The following is a 21,036-nucleotide window of genomic DNA, read 5'->3' as shown; positions in this document are numbered from 1 at the left end:
TGGGCACCCTCCTTACTACTGCTAATTCCTATAGTAATTCCTCTAATTCTCAAGTTACCTCCAGTACATTTTAATAATTGATTAAATGATTTCGCCATTATTTTCATAATTCCTGCAATTATTAGTGTATTTCGATTATATAGAAGTATTTCCGTCTTTTAGGATTAAATAATTAAAGAAGGCCTAGAAATGTCTGTACACCTCTAAACCTTCTTTGATTCTTCAAGTTAAAGCCAAGAAATAGAATTTAATTGTTGCTTTTTCTGCGCTTATGTCTAAGGAGTACGAAGATTATAGTAACACTTGCCAGGAGAATTCCTATCCCTAGGGCACTTCCCTTTGCTGCTGTACTCGCTGAAATACAAAAGGACTGAAATCCTCCTGGGCCTTGATAACCTGCACCAAGCACGAGAGATTGCAAACCGGGGACAAAATTAAGTTGATAAATGATATGCCCTGCAATAACCAACGGTGTTAAAGCAAAAACGAGTTTAGTCCTTAAGGAAGCGGCTTTCGTTTTGAAAGGTCTTGCAAACCACCATCCCAAGGCTCCGCCTAATACCGCAAAAGAGAAATAGGCAATTGAAAACGAAATATGCAGCTGGGACAAAAGACCGGATGGCTGCAGAGGTTCAAAATAGTTAATAGGAAATAATATTCCAAGGAGTACTCCCATAAACACAGCATATCCTTGATTGACACGGGTTAAATTCCATACTTCACGGGCGGGTACACGTAAATTAACCTGTACTGATCCGTGAGGACAATTCTGGACACAGTTAAAGCACAATTTACAATCCAGATTATTATCAAGGTAAGGTAAATGTTGAGACATCGGACAGCCTTTGACTTCTCCTTTACCAACATAACATTCAAAAGTTGTACATTTGTTTAAACAAACCGCCGGGTCAGAGCGGACCTCAAGGAGAGACCCTATCGAAGCAGTTCCTATAAAACCGCCGAGCGGGCAAAAATGCCGGCACCAGGCATGACGCGGGTACAAGACACTAACAACAATAGCTGCCAATTGCATAACCAGCAGTAATAAGCCTGTAAAGAGTGGATTAGTATGCATCTGGGTAACGATTTCAATCCAAAAAATTGCCAGAAATAGGACGGTGACAATTAAGTAATCGTATTTGACGATAAAATCAGGAACGGGTCGATGAGGGTGAAATTTATTTTGCACAAAATCCATAATGGTTGAAAAGGGACAAACTGCACACCAGATTCTTCCTAAAGACGGCGAAATAAGCGTAATAACAGGCCACCATAGTCCCCAAACCAGAGCAAATGCCTTAAGCATTCCAGGCAAATGTGAGGCAAAAATTAATCCTCCAATCAGAAAGAGAAATAATACTGCCGCAATTTGGCGAATCACTCGCAGAAAGTTCCCGTTTTTTAGAATCTGCTCAATGAAACTCCAGCGGAGCAGGTTGACTTTTTGTCCGACTTTTTCTGAGGTGGGCCCAAAAAAGATTTGTTCCAACCCAATCGTATCTTGTGAAGCCAAAAAAAAGGAACGCTCCAAAACTTGAATCAATTCAGTTACATTTCCCTGACGGTAGTGATGCGAAAGCAAGAGTTGAGTCGCTTCCGCCGTAACAACCGGTGTTTTGCGGTGGTTCTTCTGCGCTAATTTTTCAAGAATCCCCTGCACTAAAATAGGAATGTCTCTTTTCCGTTCACGGAGGGGGGTAATATAATGCAAATGGGTAAAACATTTGTGCAGCTCAGGAAGGAGTCCTTCCTCCCTAACACGGGGTTCTATTTGAATACTTCCTATAACAAAACACGGATAAGGCTGTGCTTTTATTGTTCGAGCTAATTCAATCTGAGTTGCAGGAGAAATACGATCAATTTCCTGAATAAATAAAGTTCCGCCGGCTGCAATTTCAAAGAGCTTTGCATAAGGAAGCTGAGAAGAAGACGATTCCTCGGAATTATTAATTTCAATCTTATCTGTCTTCAAACTGCCCCATTGATGATCAAACCGAAGACCGTCCACAAGTACAAAAGGTGCGATTTCACCAAAAAGGTTTTTATGAAGATACCAGGCTATCATTTGCCGCCCTGTTCCCCGTTCGCCTTTAATCAGTAAATGACCGGGGTGATGTTGAATTTCTTCATATTTTCGTTCCACTTCTTTGGTTGTTTTAACGCTTCCCCAGATTCCATAAAACTTGTCTTGGTATTGGGTAAGCTTGATTGCAGAACGAAGAACCTCGCGATATTTGGTTTCCGAAAGCAATTGGTTTGCTTCATCGAGTGTTTCGCTGAGCTGTCCTATGATCGACAAATATATGAGCGGCCTTTCCAAAAGGATTCGTGCAAAATCTGCAGCCGTAATACTTAAGACCCGACACTTTTCCATGCAGAGCAAGGTTTCTTGAAACGGCTTGCCCATGAGCACTGAAAGTTCACCAAATACTGAACCCGAGCCAACGGTTTTTACTGAGGCCGGAGAACGCTCACCATTTTTATTCTGTACTTCAACCAAACCTTCACACAAAACATAAAACGAGGCTGGCTTTTGGCCTTGCTCAAGTATTAATTCTCCTTTGGGGTAGGTTTCCCACTGAAAGTCCACTGCAATTTCTTCAATTTCCCGGGGAGTTAAATCAGCGAAGAAGGGGACCTTGGCGAGGTAATATGCTTTTTCCGTATTCATAAAAATCACCTTCTTCTTATTTTGGCAGCGAAAAACATACCATAAGTTTCAGCTTTTCAAATAACTATGAATTTAAAGAGAACCTTATACGTACATTTCCAGATATAATATTATTATTCGAATTTTCAGTTATTCAAGTAAGGTTTCTATTCGACATTACAAAAGAAGTCCCTTTATTTTTTTTGCCAATTTAGCCATATTAACCGTAAGTATACATAATTCATAACAATTCATAACAAAAGCGGCCCAGGTAAAAAACTTTTAGGCCGCTCACCATATTTAATGTTGAATTTTTTATTTATTCTCCGAGATTAGATCATTTATGAACTACTGATTGCATCAACCGCTTTTCGTCCTGAATTGACTGCACGGGTAAGCTCTTTTTGGTGTTTTAAACAATAGATGCGGTAGTTAAACTTGTCAGGATACCTTAAACAATACCTCGCTGTCCGCTCAGATACGGGCTTTTGACACACTTTACAGCGTATATCACCATATACAGGCCTTTGACGGAGCCTTTGTTTGCGCTCATGCGCCGCATATTCGTTGCGAATATTTATATCTAAAATATTGATTTGCTTAATTTCATCATAGAGCGATACTATTTCTTTTTCACTCAAAACTTCCGCCTGTTCGGCTCGTTTATAAAGGACAGCTATTATATCCGTATCATAAAAGACGGAACCGGAAATAACTTTAAGTTCTCCTCGGCGGCTAAACGTAACATAAGAGTATATAGGCCAATTCTCATCCAGTTCAACCTGCTTTTTTAAGGCTTCAAGATGGGCCTGATTTTCGAAAAGCGGATTGCTGAAACTTTTTACACGCCAAGTAATCGCTTGATGCCACTTTTCATCCTCTTCCTCGCCCACAATAAGTCCCGCTAAATTTTCAACTTCAAATATAAAGATTCCATAAGGAGATAGAACAAGATGATCGATCTGTTCAAGCCCCCGCTCTGTTTTGAATAAAATATTGCTGATGACTTTAAAGGCTGAAGGAAGCTGAGCCAACTGGACTTCAATTTTATATTCGCCCAATTCCCCTTTGCGTTGTGATTTACAGCGTGGAGATTCTCTAAGCCTTGACCGGTCTGAGGCATAATAATCGGTCCGATATTTCCTGGAAGCTGTCACCGTTGGATTTAATTCAGGAGACACGTTTGGATGTAAAGTTTCCGAATGACTTAAGCCTAATCTTTTCTTTTCTGCTAATATATAAAATCCGCTCACTACGGCAAGAGATACGATTAATAAAACAGCAAAAATCATAAAAATGCTTCCTTTGCTACCTTGCTCCATTATTAACTCATGCCTTAACTTCATTCTCAGTATACACTATTTCTTTAAATTCAGCTTTGCCAGCGCATCAGCGAAGGCTGTATTGATCGGAATATCCTTTTTCTGATTTTGCATATACTTTTGGACTTCTTTTTTATTGACTTTACCCGTTCCTTCCTGCTCTCTTCGTTGGGCAAATGCAGACAGTCTTTCACGATAGCCGCAGGTGCATGTGAAAATCCGCTGCTCGCCTTCCCCGCGAAGTTCCATCTTTTTATGACATTGAGGGCAGCGCGCATTGGAGTGAACGGAAATACCGTGACGATAGCCGCATTCACGATCCTGACAAACGAGCATTTCTCCGTGCTTTCCTTTAACCTGCAAAAGGTATTTTCCGCAATTCGGACATTTTGTTCGTGTGAGATTATCGTGATTAAATGTTTGGCTGCTTGCGATAACTTCTGAAACCAGGTGTCCGGCGTAACCTGTAATCCCGTGAATAAAATTCTGCCGTTTTTCCCGTCCTTTGCTGATTTCACTCAGTTCCAGCTCCCATTTTGCTGTGAGTTCAGGAGATTTAAGTTCTGAAGGCACAAGATCAATCAGTTGAACCCCTTTTGAAGTTGGAACAATTTCCTTCCCCCTTCTTTCCATATAGAACGAATTAAAAAGCTTCTCAATGATATCCGCACGTGTGGCCGGGGTTCCTAATCCGGGACCTTCCATCGCTGAAAGCAGTGCGGCTTCAGTATAACGCTTTGGCGGCTTAGTTTGACCGGTAATCGATTTAACGGAAAGAATATTTATTTTATCCTTAACCTTAAGGTCGGGAAGCGATTGCTCTTTATCGTTGTATTCGTATTCGTATTCTTTTTCGTGCTCGTCTTCTTCGACCTCCGTATCCCTTCCGTCATAGGCGCTGCGCCACCCTTTATGTTTCACGATTTTCCCTTTGGCAGTAAAAATCTCTCCCTGAATATCGACTTTAACTGTGGTTTGTTCATATTCAAAGGCTGGGGAAAGAACGGCCAGAAAGCGGCGTACGATTAAGTCATAGATTCTGTATTCATCCTGGCTTAGTTTGGCTAAGTTGACATACTCTTCAGTAGGGATAATCGCATGATGGTCGCTAACCTTCGCATTATCCACCAGTCTTTTCGTCGGCATTATTTTAGTATGTAAAATAGTGCGTGCTAATTTGGCATAGGGTCCAATCTCAACCGCTTTCAAACGTTCCGGGAGCGTAGGAACAATGTCCTCCGTAAGATACCGCGAATCGGTCCGTGGATAAGTTACAATTTTATAGTGTTCATACAGCTGCTGCATGATAGAAGACGTTTTTTTCGCAGAATACCCATATTTACGATTGGCATCTCTTTGAAGCTCCGTTAGATCGTAAGCAAGCGGAGGAAGCTCTTTTTTTCCTTCTTTTTTGATATCAGTGATTAAGCCGGATTGCCCCCTGAGCTTGACCAGCAGTGATTCAGCTTTATGCGCATCAAAAAGGCGCGTTTGCCCGTTATTTTTATCCTGCCAGTGCAGAAAAAATCCTTGGGCAAAAGCTTGAATTGTCCAATACTCCTTGGGTGCAAACCGTTTAATCTCGTTTTCCCTTTCGACAACTAAGGCTAATGTAGGCGTCTGGACTCTGCCTGCAGAAAGCTGAGCATTATATTTACACGTCAGTGCCCGGGTCACGTTGATTCCGACATACCAATCCGCGTGAGCTCGGCATTCCGCCGCAGCATACAAGTTTTCATAATTCTGACCCGGTTTTAGATTCTTAAAGCCTTCCTTTATTGCTTTATCGGTTTGAGAAGATATCCATAAACGTTTAATCGGTTTGTGCCAGCCCGCTTTTTGCAAGATCCATCTTGCGACGAGCTCCCCTTCCCGCCCTGCATCTGTTGCAATAACCAGCTCATCTATATCCGTTTGCCTAAGGAGCTGCTTCACGGCACTATACTGTTTTGAGGTTTCTTTGATCACGACGAGCTCCATCTTCGCGGGAAGCATCGGAAGATCCTCTATCCGCCACGATTTATACCGGTCCCCATAGGCTTCCGGATCGGCTAAAGTCACTAAATGTCCTAAGGCCCATGTCACAATATATTGAGAACCTATAAAGCAGCCGTTTCCTTTTTGGTTGCAGCCTAAAACACGAGCAATTTCACGACCCACTGAGGGTTTTTCGGCAAGGACTAAAATTTTCTTCATCATTTGTTCTCTACTTTCTATCGAGTAACGTTGAGTGAAGCTTTTTTATCCTCATAAGTTTACTTAAACATATTTCAAGTTTCAACTCAAGGTATCTTTCTATTTTTATGGATGCTTTTTTTTAGAAAGCTGTATAATCTTGCGCTCTCGGTAAAAAATACAATGAAACTACTTTTCGGGAGGTAAGATTATGAAAGTTCGTGATTTAATGACTCAAAATGTACAATGGGCAGATCAAGATCAATCGATTGAAGAAGTTGCCCGCATTCTCGCTTCTTCTGATATTGGTTCAGTTCCCGTATGTCAAGGGGAGCAATTGCTGGGTATCATAACCGACCGCGATATTATCGTTCGTGCTGTTGCTCAGGGAAAAGATCCCAAAACAACAAAATGCAGTGAAATCATGTCTAAAAAGATAAAAACGGTTACCGCAGATACCGATGTTCATCAAGCCTCTGATTTGATGGCCGAAAACCAAATTCGCAGATTACCTGTCGTTGAAAACAATCGGCTCGTCGGATTTCTTGCCATCGGAGATATCGCTGTCGAATCCATCCATATCAATGAAGCCGGCGAAGCACTCAGTGACATTTCCGAAGGGGTTCATCATTAAGTCTAAAGGAATTCTTATTTAAGCTTTGCAATGTCTTAACGGAGCAAGAGCGCATCCTCAATTATCGATGCATATCTTGCTCCGTTTTATAATACGTCATAATAATTTCACATTATCCAGTCCATGCGTTCGTATTTTATCCCTGCCCAAACACAATATGAGGTATAATGTTTTTATATTTGCGAGTAATTCTCAATCTTAAAATCCCTAAAAACAGATAAGGTGGGCGACATGTTTAACTTTAAAAAGAACAATGTTAATACTCTATTTTATAAAGCTTTTTTCGCCGTAATTTTCTCTGCCTTGATTTATGGAGGAAACGTTGTCGCAGGACGATTAATTGCAGACAGCATTCCACCGATTACCCTATCGGCACTTCGGGCCATTTTAGCCTTAGTCATTCTTCTTCCCATCGCTTGGCCGGCCCTCAAAAACGCACCAAAACCCAACAAAAAGGAACTGCTGTTCCTCTTTCTAATTAGCATTTTAGGTGTCTCACTTCCTTATACCGCTTTGATTCTAGGACTTGCGGAAGCCTCTGGGACGAATGCCTCGGTCATCTTTGCAACCCTTCCCGCCGCGACGAATGCCCTGCTCTTCTTAATCTATAAAATTAAGCCTTCAAAGTTTCAAGTTTGGGGAATCATAACGTCCTTCATCGGCCTGCTCATCGTTTTTACACATGGGGATCTCCTTCATCTTTTATCGTTCAAGCTGGGAAAAGGAGAAGCTTTTTTATTTATCAATGTTCTTTCCGTCAGTATCTTTAATATTGCCGGACAAAACATCATGAAAAAGTTTTCTCCTATCGTTACAAGCATCTATACCATTGGCTTTGCGGTTTTGACGCTAAGTCCCGTGGGCCTATGGCAAAGTAATTCGGTTGCTTGGCATCTTTCCTGGTCGGGATGGCTTATCGTCATCTATATGGGGTGCTTGGCCGCAGGGATAGCCTATTTTCTTAATCTATACGGCATTCAAAAGCTCGGCAGCGGTCGGGCTACGATCATCGGCTATATGCAGCATGTTTTCAGTATCACCTTAAGCGTGCTTATCCTCAAGGAAGTACTCACCATATATCACTTTTGGGGATTCCTCTTGGTTATTTCCGGAGTTATTCTGTCTCTGATCAGTTCTCCCGTTGAATCTCCACGACTCACTTCTAAAAGCTCGAAGCAAACGATCTAATCATTCAAAAACTTGGCAACCTTTTTTCTGAATTCGCCTTAAATAATAGTTCTCTAGCAATTCTAAAGGCTATAGTTCAATTGAACTATAGCCTTTAGAATTTTGATCTTTCAGTGATATACTTCTTATCTCTTATTTTTTAGGCGTCCGCATTTGGGTGATTTTGGGAAACTTTTTACTTTAGATTTAGGATTAGGCTTAGCCATAACCTTTGAGGCTGTATTCTTCTCTTTTCGAGGAGGACGCGAATCCACGATTTTTCCTTGGAACATTTTTTTAAGTCCAATTGAAATATTAAAGGTTCTTTCAACCTTATGAACAAATTGGAGTTCCCTTTCGTTAACTAAAGAAATTGCTACGCCGCTATGACCTGCCCGACCGGTTCTTCCCACACGATGGAGGTAAAGCTGGGGATCCTCGGGAAAATCCAGATTAAAGATATGGGTAACATTCTCGATATCGAGCCCACGTGCAGCTAGATCAGAAGCAACCAGTAAATGGATTTTGCCCGTTCTAAAATTCTCCATTGCCTTACGTCGATCCGTTTTCCGGGAGCTTCCATGAATGGCTTCAGCCTCTAAACCGTGGAACTTGAGTTTTTCAAGCGTTCGCTCGATTTCCTCGCTTTTACTAATAAAGACTAAGGCGCGCGGAGGATTAAGAATACGGACCAATTTACGCAGGGCTTCGAATTTATCACGCTGGTCACATGTAAAATAATAATGAATGATTGTCGATGCAACAGCCGCTTTTTCTGTAACTCGAATAACTTCCGGATCTTTTAAATCAACTGAAGCCCGTTTCAAAGCGTTTGGATTCAACGTAGCCGAAAATAAAAGCAGTTGGCGGTCTTTTAGCGTTGTTTTGATCACCGCTTTCACCGACGAACTATTTTTCTCATCAAGCAGGCGATCCGCTTCATCCAGCACTATTGTTTTCAAGGTCTGTGAGGAAATCTTTCTCTTTTGAATCAGCTCTAAAATTCGTCCTGCCGACCCCACAAGAATATGCGGCTTTTCCTTTAATTTTTCAATTTGCCGTATGATATTGACATTACCAATGAGGACAGCCGAGGTGATCTTCCCCTCTGAATTTTGAGATATACGTTCGATTTGACGATGAACTTGCAGTGCGAGTTCGTGCGTTGGGGTCAGAATAAGGACTTGGTTTTCCCTCTTCTGTGAGTCAATTTTCTCCAAGATGGGAAGAAGATAGGCTAAGGTCTTACCCGAACCCGTTTCGGATTGTCCTACAACATCTTGATGATTTAGTATCAATGGGATTGTTTTTGTTTGAATCTCAGTGGGTTCAACTATACCTTCAGCTTTAAGCGCTTTTATTAATGCTGACGAAATTCCTAATTGTTCAAAAGTCATTTCCAATTCATTTTCATCCTATCTTTTTTCGTTTGTTTTAACCTGAAGGGCAAGGCCTAGCTGTCACTTGACTGCTTTTCGGCAAGTTGCGCCATCCGGGCGCAAATAGCCGCGCTTCGCTCCTGCTCCGCTTGCCGCTGTCATGTGACAGCCAGGCCTAATTTTGCGTCTTTTAATGCATGTGATATATTTAACGCAACTTAGTATAAACTATTATCCTTGCTTTGCTTATTATAGCTTAAATCTTTCGTTAAAGCGAAAAAACGGCTAAAGATTGCTTAAGTATAGCATTCTTTAGCCGTAAATACATTCCATTAAATCAATTTTACTTAGTCCATCACCTGTCCGCTGGTTAAGCGATTTCTAAGTTCACCGATCATCGCGGGAACGTTAATTTGCATTCCGCAGCGTTCAACACAACGTCCGCAGCGCAAGCAGGTATAGATCATTGGCGAAGTCTTTTCAAGTCCGCCGGCAACAAACACATCCCAGATTGTGCCGATCCCGCCAAGATACGTTTCTCCAAATGTTCCGGCTGTCACTTGAAACACGGGGCATTCATACATGCACCCTCCGCAGCGCAGACAGTGCAGAGCTTGTTTAAAGTCATCTTCCTCGGCCATTGCACTTCGGCCATTATCAACAAAGATTACATAGAACTCTTTAGGTCCATGCGCTCCGTACGTTGTTACTTTTTCAATATCTCCTGTTTTACTTGGACCTGTGACAATGCTTACATAAGCAGGTACAGGATATTGAGCATAACGCCAGGTTACTTCCGCAACTTTCATCGCATCTTGGAAAGTCGGGACGACCTTTTCGATTCCGACAAAAACGATATGGGCTTGAGCGGCGGAGGTGGATAACCGCACATTCCCCTCATTTTCAATGATAACAAAGGCTCCCGTATCGGCAGCCACGACATTGGCTCCGCTGATACCCACATCGGCATTGAAATATTTTTCGCGCATAAATTCACGGACAGCCTCAACTTCTTTGGCGATATCCGGTTCAATTTCGCGCTCAAAGAATCGACTGAAGACTTCTGCGACTTTTTCACGCGGAACGTGAATCGCCGGCGAAAGAATATGCATCGGACGTTCTTTTTTGAGCTGGAGAATAAATTCGCCTAAGTCGGTTTCCCAAACTTCATTGCCCTCATTCTCCAAATATTCGCGAAGATGAAGCTCTTCTCCAAGCATGCTTTTTCCTTTGACAATGATCTTTCCTTTGCCGATGATTTCACTGGCAATCATCAGGGCCGTATCCTTATCTTTAGCATAGAAAGCTTTACCATGGTTTCTTTCAACAGATTCCATAGCTTGGTTAAGAAGTTCCTCGCGATGTTCAATGGCATTGCGTTTAATTTCGCGAACTTCGGCTGCTAAATCCGGAGTGTGCGGATAACGTTCCATGGTGCTGGCTGTTGTTTCGCGGTAAGCCTTTACCGCGCGGGAAATTGCCGTACGAATATTATTATCCTCACTTGCACGATCTAATTCTTTCGAATAATCGGTGAAATTCTTTTGCAGGTCGACGGTTTCATTTTTATTGGCTTTTTGAAAAACACTCATCCTGCGATCCCCCTATACAAAAATTCAATCAAGTCAACGACTTGATCTTTATCCTTTTTCTCAAGAGCGCCTTCCAGCGCAGCTAAACAATACGGACAGGAGGTAAGCATGAGTTCTGCGCCTGTTTCCTGAAGTTCGTCTACACGCCGCCCGGCGATCGTATGGGAAAGGTCCGGATAAAGGAGTTTACTGGGTCCACCGCAGCAACTTGTCCATTCTTTATTGCGTGCAGCCTCGCGGAAATGAACCCCTGATGATGTCAAAATATCACGTATTTCCTGTGAAATATGAAGTTCACGGGCCAAACGGCAGGAATCATGGATAACAACAGTTGGCGCATTAGGAATTGTTTTCAATTTGCTCCTTTGTTCCCAAACCAGCTCGACAAAAGTTTTTACTTCAATATCCATCGGAATTCCTAACTTAGGATAAACAAATTTAAGAACCTCAGCCGCATGAGGAGAAAGACAAATAATCGTCTTCGCTCCCGTTTTATCAATGACCTGCTTAACCCGATGAGCATAATCTTTAAGATCTTCCCAATATCCTAATTCATAGAGAAGCGCTCCGCTATAAAGTTCTTCATCATGGGAGTAACAAAAATCATAGCCTAATGACTGAAGAAGCTTCGCTGCCTTTGTACAAACAGATTGAAAACGTTCCTTATCCTTCGATAAAACAGAGGCATAAATTTTCTCGGCACTGATACCCGCTTTATCAAGGATATTACGTACGCCGATCATCATGGAAAAGCCTTTACTTCCCTGATCAACAACCGTCATCGTTTTAACTAAGGAATCAATGAACGGCAGAAGCTGATATTCTCCTCCGGTATAAAAAAGCATTTCCCCCGTCTTCGGCAAGTTAAGATCTTTTGCCCAAACCGCTACTTCAGTTCCCTTTAACGCAAGCGGGTTACCATGTTTAAGAATATTGCCGCGTATAATTTCCAATACTGCTGGAAGCTTTCTTTCGACATGCTCAAGCTCTTCTGCGGGTCGTATCGCCATTAAATTTACACCGCCTTCTTTACTGTTTTAAATATAAAAAAAATTATAAAAGCACATACTTATACATTACCTAAAAAATGCAGGTTTCGTAAACTGCATTTATCCATGTATTATGTATTATTCTTTCATCAGTCTGCTCATCATTTCTTGAGCCGCTTCACGGATGGCCTCAAGCTTATACCTTTTATTTTTTTGAGTAACCCCAATAAGATCAAATTTTTCAGCACGTACATGCAAAAGGAAACGCTCCATTGATGTGAGGCATGTCGTCAGTCCATTACCGCTGCCACCGGCCGCGGCTACAGAAAGTACCGGCTTTTCCTCAAAAGCAGTCCGATCTTTTTTCTTGGCTTCATTGCGGCGAACGCGGTCTACAAATGCTTTGCTGGATTCACTCATCTCGCCCCAATAAACGGGAGTAACCAAAACAAACGCATCGTAATCAGCTAATGATGCATGCAAGTCTTGAAAATCATCCCTGACCTGGCAGATATGCTTTGTACCACACGTTCCCCAGCCATTTCCACAGGCGTGGCAATTTCCAATGTTAAGTTTATTTAAGTTGACGATAGTGGCTTCTGCTCCCGCTTTTTCCGCGCCTGCTTTGGCCGCCATTCCGCATGCCGCAGTTAATCCGTTGGTATTAGGGCTGCCCGTTAAAATCAATACATTCACACTCGTCATTCCTTTACTCATTTACTTTTTTGTCTACTTATTAAAACCCTGCGGATGATTTTTATGCCAATTCCAGGCCGTTTGAAGAATTTGTTCCAAGCGATTCCACTGAGGAACCCACCCCAGTTCCTCCTGTGCTAATTGTGAGGATGCAATGAGAACCGCAGGATCCCCCGCCCTTCGTTCACCGAGCCTCGCCGGGATTAGGTGACCGGTGACCCTGCGCGCAGCTTCTATGACTTCTGAAACCGAAAAGCCTTGTCCATTCCCGAGATTATAAATTCCGCTTTTCTGCGTTTTCCTTAGTTGATTAAGTGCCAGATAATGGGCTTGAGCTAAGTCTAAAACGTGGACATAGTCACGGACACATGTCCCGTCAGGGGTCGGATAATCTTGTCCAAAGATTGTTATCGATTCGCGCTGTCCTAAGGCAACTTGGAGAATAAGGGGAATAAGATGGGTTTCGGGATGATGATCCTCTCCAATTCTCCCATTTGGGTCAGCACCGGCTGCATTAAAATAACGCAAAGCGACAAAATGAATTCCATAAGCTTGATCACACCAATGAAGCATCTTCTCAATCGCCAGTTTTGTTTCACCATAGGGATTCGTCGGTAAAGTCGGATCCGATTCTTGAATCGGATTGTTGCGCGGCTCGCCATAGGTTGCCGCAGTCGATGAAAATACAATCTTATTAACCCCATGCTCCTTCATCTTAGTGACTAAATTTAACGTAGAAGCAATATTGTTTTGATAGTATTTAAGAGGATCTGAAACACTTTCACCGACGAGAGAATCGGCGGCGAAATGAATCACAGCTTCAATATCATGCTCAGCAAATATCCGATCCAAGAGATTAGAATCGCGAAGATCTCCTTGATAAAAGTTGGGAGCCAATACTGCCTCCGCATGCCCTTTTTGTAAATTATCAAGAATTATGACGTCTTCTCCTCTTTCTATGAACTCAGCAACTGTATGACTGCCGATATATCCTGCTCCTCCAGTCACTAAAATAGCCATAATTATCCCCCCAGTAACAGCAAGTTATAGAAAAGTCCTTTTCATATCTTATCATGTCCAAGGAATACAGTCCATGTTCGTTTCTTCAATGGTTTTTCGTGACAAATCTTTCAATAATGCGTTAAAATATCTTAAAGCATTTTAGTCTCAGCTGAATTTTCATTATCTTTAGACTTCAATGTATTTCAGACGTTTACATTAATACACAAATTGCTAAATTTTATCATCTTGACAATTACTGGCTGACAACTTATATTCTATATAAAGTTGTCAATAGGTTTTTAATTTAAAAATTTGGATGACGATAAATATAGAAAATATGGAGGCAGAAGATGGATTATCTAGATCAACAAGAATTTGAGTCAAAAATGCTTAATGATTTAAGCCATATTACTTTAAAAAAGGGTCCTATTGACCCCGAGTATTACAGCAGATATGAAGTCAAACGGGGACTTCGTGATTTAGATGGAAGGGGTGTGCTCGTAGGCTTAACGGAAATCGGAGAAGTCCATTCCTACATTCTTGATGAAGGTGAAATTATTCCCGTCCCGGGACGATTAATTTATCGCGGCTATGATATCACCGACCTTGCTAAAGGTTTTATGGAGGATGGTCGTTTTGGTTTTGAAGAAACCGTTTATTTGCTCCTTTTCGGTGAGCTGCCGGATCAAAAGGCCCTTAAAAATTTTGAACAGCTCCTCATACTCAATCAAAAGCTCCCTGAAAATTTTGCCCGTGACATTATTTTAAATGCTCCGAGCAAGGATATCATGAACGGATTGGCACGAAGTGTTTTAGCTTTGTACACCTTTGATGATAATGCGGATGATATTTCAATCAAAAATGTCTTAAAACAGTGCATTAAATTGATTGCCTCCTTCCCATCCTTAGCTGTATACAGTTATCAAGCCCTTACTCATTACCACGGCAAACAAAGCCTAATTCTTCACAGCCCGCAGCCCGACTTAGGCTTAGCCGAAAACATTCTTTACATGCTAAGACCTAATCGTCAATATACAGAACTTGAGGCGAAACTCCTTGATCTCGCCCTTGTCCTTCATGCGGAACATGGCGGGGGAAATAATTCTTCCTTTGTCACCCATGTCGTCACCTCAACAGGTACCGATACCTATTCAACGATGGCTGCCGCCTTAGGTTCGCTTAAAGGGCCAAGACACGGCGGGGCAAATCACAAGGTAATTCAAATGTTTGAAAATATAAAAGAAAACGTTAAAGACTGGGAAGATGATGAAGAAGTCAAAAATTACCTTTCCAGGATACTTTCACGGGATGCTTTTGACCATTCCGGTCTTATTTACGGTATTGGTCACGCTGTCTATTCTATCTCAGATCCTCGAGCTGTTATTCTTAAGAAATATGCGGCAAAACTTGCCCACGAAAAAGGCTTAACAAACGAGTTTAATCTTTATGATAAGGTTGAAAAACTTGCTCCTCATCTTATCGCAGAATCTACTAAAATGTACAAGGTCGTAAGCGCGAATGTCGATTACTATTCCGGTTTTGTTTATTGCATGCTCAATCTTCCTATTGAAATGTTTACTCCTATTTTTGCCCTTGCCAGAATCGCGGGCTGGAGTGCTCACCGTATCGAGGAAATCGTTAATGCGGGAAAAATTATCAGACCCGCCTATAAGAGTGTTGCTCCCCGGCAAACGTATGTCCCCATTAATAAAAGAGGTTAATTTAAAAAAGAACGAGGCTATGGATATTACCTTAGCCTCGTTCTTTTTTATAAAAATATGTTTTCTAGGTTAATTATGAAAACTACTTACCTATCATAATTGAGCTTGCTTTAATCACTGCGGTCGCATCATCCCCGACATTTAAACCCATCGCATGCACCGAACCGGAAGTAATGCTTGCAACAATATCCGTGCCGTTAACGTCAAGTATAACTTCAGTTGATACAGGTCCCTCCTTAATTTCCTTAACTTTTCCTTTTAATTGATTTCGCGCTGATAATTGCATAAAGGCTACCTCCATACTTATTATTTTTTACCTAGGACTCTATTATTTGCTAAGTCTGTATATATTATAGCATTAATTTCCTTTTTCCAAAAGCTTAGCACAACCCATCTGGCTGAGCACCATTTTATGGTATGCCCCTTCATTTTTCATAAGCTCACTATGGGTTCCACTCTCTATTATTTCACCATTGCCTAAAACCATAATTTTATCCGCATCGCGAATGGTCGATAGTCGATGAGCAATTAAAAAACTGGTACGATTTTTCATGAGTGAAAGAAGAGCATGTTGAATTTCTTTTTCAGTCTTCGTATCAACACTGCTTGTTGCTTCATCGAGAATTAATAGCGGGGCATCACACAGTATCGCTCTTGCGATCGCCAGGAGCTGTTTTTGGCCTTGACTGAGATTATCGGTACTTCCCGTTACAATCGTCTCATAGCCTTTTGGCAAACGACAGATAAATTCATCGGCATGCGCATATTTTGCAGCTTCCTTGACTTCCAGATCTGTTGCATTGGGTCTTGCATAACAGATATTATCCATAATTGTCCCTGTAAAAAGATGCGTATCCTGTAAAACGACTGAAAAGCATTCTCTCAAACTCTCGCGGGAGATTTCCGTAATATCCGTATTATCTATCCGTATCTTTCCCTGATCCGCTTCGTAAAAGCGGGTTAGGAGATTTACTATCGTTGTTTTCCCTGCTCCGGTCTCACCGACTAAAGCTACGACTTCACCGGGATTCACTATGAAATTTATATTTTTGAGTACCGGCTGACCTTCTTCGTAGGAGAAAAATACATTACAAAACTCCACTTTCCCTTGAGGGTTAACCAGCGTCTTGGCCCCGCTTTGGTCGGAAATTTCCTCTTCTTCATCCATAATTTCAAAAATACGCTCTGCTCCAGCCAGCGCTGATTGAATATTATTAAACATGATTGCGATACTGTTTAACGGCCGGACAAACTGTTTTGAATAGGTAAGAAAGCTTACCACTATACCTACAGTTACCCCTCCCTTGAGAGCGAATACTCCTCCAATACTTGCGATCAAAGTAAAGCTGATATTGTTGATGACGTTCATCAAAGGCATCAAGAAGCCAGACCAGATCTGAGCCCTTGTCGAATAGTCACACAGCTCCCGATTAAGATTCTTAAAATCAGATAGAACATTGTTTTGATGATTAAACGCTTTGACCATTGTTAAACCCGTAATGTTTTCTTCAATCATACCGTTTAAAGCACCTAACTTTTGTGCTTGGATTAAAAAATAGGTTCTGCTGCGGCCGGCAATGGTTTTCGTTACTAACAAAAATAACGGAACGGCAATCATTGCGACAAGTGTTAAAGCAGGACTCAAAATAACCATCATCACGAAAGAGCCTAAAATCGTAAAAATGCTGGAAATTAACTGCGTGGTCGTTTGCGCAATCGTGCTGCTGATATTATCCACATCATTCGTAATCCTGCTCATGGTATCGCCATGAGAACGTGTGTCATAGAAATTCAAGGGAATTCTATGCAGCTTGGCAAAAAACTCCGCTCGCAAATAGGTAACCAGTTTCTGCGTGAGTTTTGTCATCAAAACCCCAGTAATGGTATCAAGAAACCAACTTGCAAGATAACTTATCATCAAAAGAATTAAGATTAATGTTAAGAGCGAGGTGTCTACCCTGCTTGTTTTAATATTAAACGTATTAATAGCGTTACCCAATAATAAGGGAGTAAAAAGAGAAATAATAGAGGAGGACAAGGTTAAAACAAGCGTAAACCCAATCGTGGTCTTCCACCTCAAAAAGATATTCAGCAGACGCCGAAATGTTCTTCTCCCATTCTTAGGCTTTGCTTTTGGTGCAAAACGAACGCCTCCTCCGCCGCCTCGTCTCCCCAGTCTCGGCATATTTTTGTAGTCCATATTCCGTCGATTTTCAGCCATAGAGATCACCCCCGATTTGCGAGTCATAGATCTCTTGGTAGGTTTTGCAGGATTGAAGCAGTTCTTGATGGGTCCCTTCTCCAACCTTTTCACCATTTTCGAGAACAAGTATTTTATCGGCAAGCATTGCCGTTCCGATTCTTTGGGTAATCAAGATTACCGTTTGTCTATCCCCCAGTCCTTTTAAGCCTTGCCTTACCTTAGCTTCTGTTACCGCATCGAGGGCACTGGTACAGTCATCCAGAATTAATAGCGGCGACTTTTTTAATAAGGCTCGGGCAATGGAAATCCGTTGTTTTTGACCGCCCGAAAGATTAACTCCTCCCTGACCCAAAATACTCTCATATTGATCCGGGAGCTTCTGAATAAATTCCTCTGCTTGAGCAATACGAGCCGCTCTGATAATCTCACCTGCTGCGGCGCTTGTATTTCCCCAAGCTATATTCTCTCGTATGGTTCCTGTAAACAGCATGCTTTTTTGAGGTGCAAAAGCAATATTCTCTCTTAACGTATAAACATCGATCGCTCGAATATCTCTTCTATTTAAAGTGATCGAACCTTTTTGAAGATCATAAAACCGAAGACAAAGCCAGGCAAGCGTTGATTTTCCTGATCCAGTGGGCCCGATAACGGCTAACGTTTTCCCTTTCCCGATTTTAAAGGTTACATTCTTAAGCGCTGGTATTCCGCTTCCCCGTGGATAAGCAAACGTTACATTCCTAAACTCAAGTTCACCGGAAGTAAATTCGAGCGTTTTGGCTGAGCCCTTAAAGTCCTCTTCACTGTCTAATACTTCATTGATTCTTTCCACAGATGCTTTCGTCCTTACAAAAACATTGAAAACATTAGTGATCATAATCAGTGAAAATAAAATCTGTGTCATATACTGAATGAATGCCGCTACTTTTCCTACTTCAATCTCGCCCAGACCAAACAGAATGCTTCCGATATATAGAATTACTGCAATGCCAATATTGACCGTCAGCGACATGAGAGGAGAAAAATAGGCAATTACCAACTGAGAAGACACGCTTTTTTGGGCTAAATCGTTAATGGCACCTTCAAATTTGGCTTTCTCATCCTTAAAACGTCCAAAGGCTTTAACCAGCCTTATTCCCATAAGGTACTCCTGGACAACCCCATTTACTTTGTCCAGAGCATACTGTACCTTTGCAAAACGGACATAGCTCATTTCCATACTCAAAATAATGAAAATCGAAATTAGGATTACATCAATAAAAAGAATAATGCTCAGCTTAAAGCTTAGCATAACTGCCAAAATGATACTGCCGATAAAGGTAATGGGCGCCTTGAAAAAAATACGCATTAATCCATTGACAAATTGAACCACTTGAGATGTATCATTTGTCATTCGAGTGATCAAAGAACCGCTTTCAATTCTATCAGCACTGACTTCAGAGAATCTTATAATTTTAGCAAAAACTTCATTCCTAAGATCAGCTCCAAAACTTTGCGATACTTTGCTTGCCAGGATACTCCGTGTTATCGCAAACCCTGCACCCAAAACAGTAATCATCATCATCAGGAAGCCCAGTCTGATCACCGTTCCCATCTGACTTCTTTTTACACCCTCATCAATGATCCGTGCCATTACAGCCGGCTGCAGGAGGTCACAGAGTGCTTCAAAAACAACACATGAGACAGCCGCAGTAAACGGGAATTTGTATTTAGTAAAGTAACGTCTGTAAATACTCATTTCGTCAATCCTATTCCCTTAAACGTTAAGTTTTCAATACATTTTATTATATCGAAAACGGCTTTAATTTTCTATTAATGAACTCTTGTACAGCTTCCCGGACAAAAACAATTTGAAGATAAAGTTCTTCCTTAATATACTTTATTTGTCAAAAATACTTTCTATATTTTAATGATCTTTTAATCTTGCTTCCTTAAAATTATTTTTGTTTCTAGAAATGAAATAAGAAATGAAAATATAAATAAGGAGTGTAAAATCCATGAAACTCAAAAAGCCATTGCCCTTGATCATTTCCGGTGTCCTAACCGTTGTGCTCATCGGGGGAGGTGTTTGGTTATACCGGGCAAACCATTCGGCAACCCCTTCTTCAAATTACATTACAAATTTAGTTCGCGAGGGAAACATCAAGGAAACCGTTAATGCGACGGGAACCGTTAACGCGACTTCTCTCTATCAGCTATCAGCTAACGGCGGAAAGGTTACTGAGGTTGATGTCAAGGTTGGAGACCAGGTCAAAGCCGGACAGGTCTTAGCCAAATTGGACCCTACACAGGCACAACAGCAAGTCAGTCAGGCACAGGCCAATTTAACGCAGGCACAGCTTAAATTAACTCAGCTGCAGGGGCCGCCCTCACAAGTCAATCTAATCAGTGCTGAAAATTCGGTAGCAAAGGCTGAAGCAAATGCTGCCGGCGCAGAAAACAGTTTATCTGTTCTGCAAAGCTATAAGAATAGTTCTGTCTTAGCAGCTGCTATTGCCAAAATTCAATCAACCGCTTCACAAGGGAGTACTTCGCAATTAAATACTTTACAGGATTATGAAGCCAACCCTGCCAATTTGGATACGGCAATTGCGCAAGCAACAAACACTTACAACGGTACCGAAAATGACTTAAAACTGGCTAAAGCCCAATTGGCTCAAGTCAATGCCGGTGCAAACAGTTCGGATCTTCAGCTCGCTGAGAATCAAGTGTCTCAAGCCAAGCTTTCTCTGACTCAGGCCAATACAACCTTAGCCAATACGACTCTGACTGCGCCCGCCGACGGCATCATTACAGCTGTCAATACCCAAGCTGCAGGGACATCAGCAAGCTCCGGCAGCCAAAATTCGGGGAGTTCTGACGTAAGCAATAACAGTTCCTTAATTACTCTCATGGGAAATACCGATACGATGCAAGTCGTTGTCCCCGTAAATCAGGTGGATATCGCTAAAATCAAGACCGGCTTATCAGTTGATCTGACACTGGACGCCTACCCCAATCAAAATTTTTCCGGTACTGTAACCCAAGTCAATCCGACAGGAGATACACAAAACGGGGTCACCACTTTTGGAGTTACAATCTCTGCGCCGAATTCCAACAATCTCATGAAACCGGGCATGAGTGCCAATGTTTCTATCATTATTGAGCAAAAAGGCAACGTTCTGACAGTACCCAGCTCGGCCGTTCATACGAATGGTTCGGAAAAAACGGTCTCCCTTGCCCCTTCTTCCAATTCAGGCACCCCCATTGTCCAAACTGTTCAAATTGGTTTAGATGACGGCAAAAATGCTGAAGTCATTCAAGGCCTGAAAGCAGGTGACCGCGTCATCGTCGGCATTAAAACACAGCAAACGGCTAAAACTCAATCGACCTCTCTAATGGGCGGAAACCTTGGGGGCAATAATGCAGCACGAGGAAGCTTCGGAGGGTTTGGCAGTGCCGCAGGCGGCAACGGCAGCGGCAACGAAAGCAGAAGCAACAGATCCGGGAACTAGGAAGAAGGTGTTAAG

The 21,036-nt window shown here is 41.9% G+C and carries 15 protein-coding genes; 4 read left to right on the top strand and 11 right to left on the bottom strand.

Going from position 1 to position 21,036, the window contains the following annotated elements:
• Nucleotides 1-247 precede the first annotated feature (247 nt).
• The 3 genes from ACHOLT_RS12535 to ACHOLT_RS12525 all read right to left on the bottom strand — a co-directional run bounded on the left by ACHOLT_RS12535 (nt 248) and on the right by ACHOLT_RS12525 (nt 6,168).
• Nucleotides 248-2,671, bottom strand: a complete 2,424-nt coding sequence (locus ACHOLT_RS12535) for a cyclic nucleotide-binding domain-containing protein (RefSeq protein WP_425801123.1) — start codon at nt 2,669-2,671, stop codon at nt 248-250.
• A gap of 320 nt (nt 2,672-2,991) precedes the next feature.
• Nucleotides 2,992-3,942 (bottom strand): nuclease-related domain-containing protein, encoded by a 951-nt coding sequence (locus tag ACHOLT_RS12530; RefSeq protein ID WP_425801121.1) that lies wholly within the window; start codon nt 3,940-3,942, stop codon nt 2,992-2,994.
• Nucleotides 3,943-4,008: 66 nt separating this feature from the next.
• On the bottom strand, nt 4,009-6,168 hold the full coding sequence (locus ACHOLT_RS12525) for a DNA topoisomerase III (RefSeq protein WP_425808039.1): 2,160 nt from the start codon (nt 6,166-6,168) through the stop codon (nt 4,009-4,011).
• A gap of 190 nt (nt 6,169-6,358) precedes the next feature.
• Here ACHOLT_RS12525 and ACHOLT_RS12520 point away from each other — a divergent pair, with 190 nt between their 5' ends.
• Together ACHOLT_RS12520 and ACHOLT_RS12515 are read left to right on the top strand one after the other, a co-directional pair.
• Nucleotides 6,359-6,781, top strand: coding sequence for a CBS domain-containing protein (locus tag ACHOLT_RS12520; protein WP_425801119.1), 423 nt, complete (start codon nt 6,359-6,361; stop codon nt 6,779-6,781).
• A 231-nt stretch (nt 6,782-7,012) separates the two neighbouring features.
• The gene (locus ACHOLT_RS12515; protein ID WP_425801117.1) at nt 7,013-7,969 is read left to right on the top strand and encodes a DMT family transporter; all 957 of its coding nucleotides are present in this window, start codon (nt 7,013-7,015) and stop codon (nt 7,967-7,969) included.
• A gap of 125 nt (nt 7,970-8,094) precedes the next feature.
• Here the strand turns inward: ACHOLT_RS12515 and ACHOLT_RS12510 are convergent, their stop codons facing one another.
• The 5 genes from ACHOLT_RS12510 to galE form a co-directional block, all read right to left on the bottom strand.
• Nucleotides 8,095-9,345, bottom strand: a complete 1,251-nt coding sequence (locus tag ACHOLT_RS12510) for a DEAD/DEAH box helicase (RefSeq protein ID WP_425808037.1) — start codon at nt 9,343-9,345, stop codon at nt 8,095-8,097.
• A 329-nt stretch (nt 9,346-9,674) separates the two neighbouring features.
• Nucleotides 9,675-10,919: an LUD domain-containing protein gene (locus tag ACHOLT_RS12505; protein ID WP_425801115.1), complete on the bottom strand. Its 1,245-nt coding sequence runs from the start codon at nt 10,917-10,919 to the stop codon at nt 9,675-9,677.
• A complete protein-coding gene (locus tag ACHOLT_RS12500; protein WP_425801113.1) occupies nt 10,916-11,929 on the bottom strand; it encodes a (Fe-S)-binding protein in 1,014 nt (337 codons plus the stop codon). The genes ACHOLT_RS12505 and ACHOLT_RS12500 overlap by 4 nt, the downstream gene beginning before the upstream one ends.
• A 117-nt stretch (nt 11,930-12,046) precedes the next feature.
• Nucleotides 12,047-12,625 carry a flavodoxin family protein gene (locus ACHOLT_RS12495; protein ID WP_425801111.1) on the bottom strand — a complete coding sequence of 193 codons (579 nt, stop codon included), beginning with the start codon at nt 12,623-12,625 and terminating at the stop codon, nt 12,047-12,049.
• A gap of 12 nt (nt 12,626-12,637) precedes the next feature.
• Complete coding sequence (gene galE, locus ACHOLT_RS12490) at nt 12,638-13,624, bottom strand: UDP-glucose 4-epimerase GalE (protein ID WP_425801109.1); 987 nt, start codon at nt 13,622-13,624, stop codon at nt 12,638-12,640.
• 332 nt (nt 13,625-13,956) lie between these two features.
• Between galE and ACHOLT_RS12485 the strand changes: the two genes are divergently transcribed.
• Nucleotides 13,957-15,327, top strand: coding sequence for a citrate/2-methylcitrate synthase (locus ACHOLT_RS12485; protein ID WP_425801107.1), 1,371 nt, complete (start codon nt 13,957-13,959; stop codon nt 15,325-15,327).
• An 82-nt stretch (nt 15,328-15,409) separates the two neighbouring features.
• Here the strand turns inward: ACHOLT_RS12485 and ACHOLT_RS12480 are convergent, their stop codons facing one another.
• The 3 genes from ACHOLT_RS12480 to ACHOLT_RS12470 all read right to left on the bottom strand — a co-directional run bounded on the left by ACHOLT_RS12480 (nt 15,410) and on the right by ACHOLT_RS12470 (nt 19,265).
• On the bottom strand, nt 15,410-15,613 hold the full coding sequence (locus tag ACHOLT_RS12480; protein WP_425801105.1) for a TOBE domain-containing protein: 204 nt from the start codon (nt 15,611-15,613) through the stop codon (nt 15,410-15,412).
• Nucleotides 15,614-15,685: 72 nt separating this feature from the next.
• Nucleotides 15,686-17,548 carry an ABC transporter ATP-binding protein gene (locus tag ACHOLT_RS12475; protein ID WP_425801103.1) on the bottom strand — a complete coding sequence of 621 codons (1,863 nt, stop codon included), beginning with the start codon at nt 17,546-17,548 and terminating at the stop codon, nt 15,686-15,688.
• The gene (locus ACHOLT_RS12470) at nt 17,541-19,265 is read right to left on the bottom strand and encodes an ABC transporter ATP-binding protein (protein WP_425801101.1); all 1,725 of its coding nucleotides are present in this window, start codon (nt 19,263-19,265) and stop codon (nt 17,541-17,543) included. The genes ACHOLT_RS12475 and ACHOLT_RS12470 overlap by 8 nt, the downstream gene beginning before the upstream one ends.
• Nucleotides 19,266-19,524: 259 nt before the next feature.
• On the opposite strand from ACHOLT_RS12470, the gene ACHOLT_RS12465 reads away from it, so the two are divergent.
• Complete coding sequence (locus ACHOLT_RS12465) at nt 19,525-21,021, top strand: efflux RND transporter periplasmic adaptor subunit (protein ID WP_425801099.1); 1,497 nt, start codon at nt 19,525-19,527, stop codon at nt 21,019-21,021.
• Nucleotides 21,022-21,036 lie beyond the last annotated feature (15 nt).

The sequence above is a fragment of the Desulfitobacterium nosdiversum genome (assembly GCF_049860565.1).
GTDB lineage: Bacteria > Bacillota > Desulfitobacteriia > Desulfitobacteriales > Desulfitobacteriaceae > Desulfitobacterium_A > Desulfitobacterium_A nosdiversum.
The sequence above is the reverse complement of the archived record's forward strand: the minus strand, read 5'-3'. Positions and strand labels throughout refer to the sequence as shown.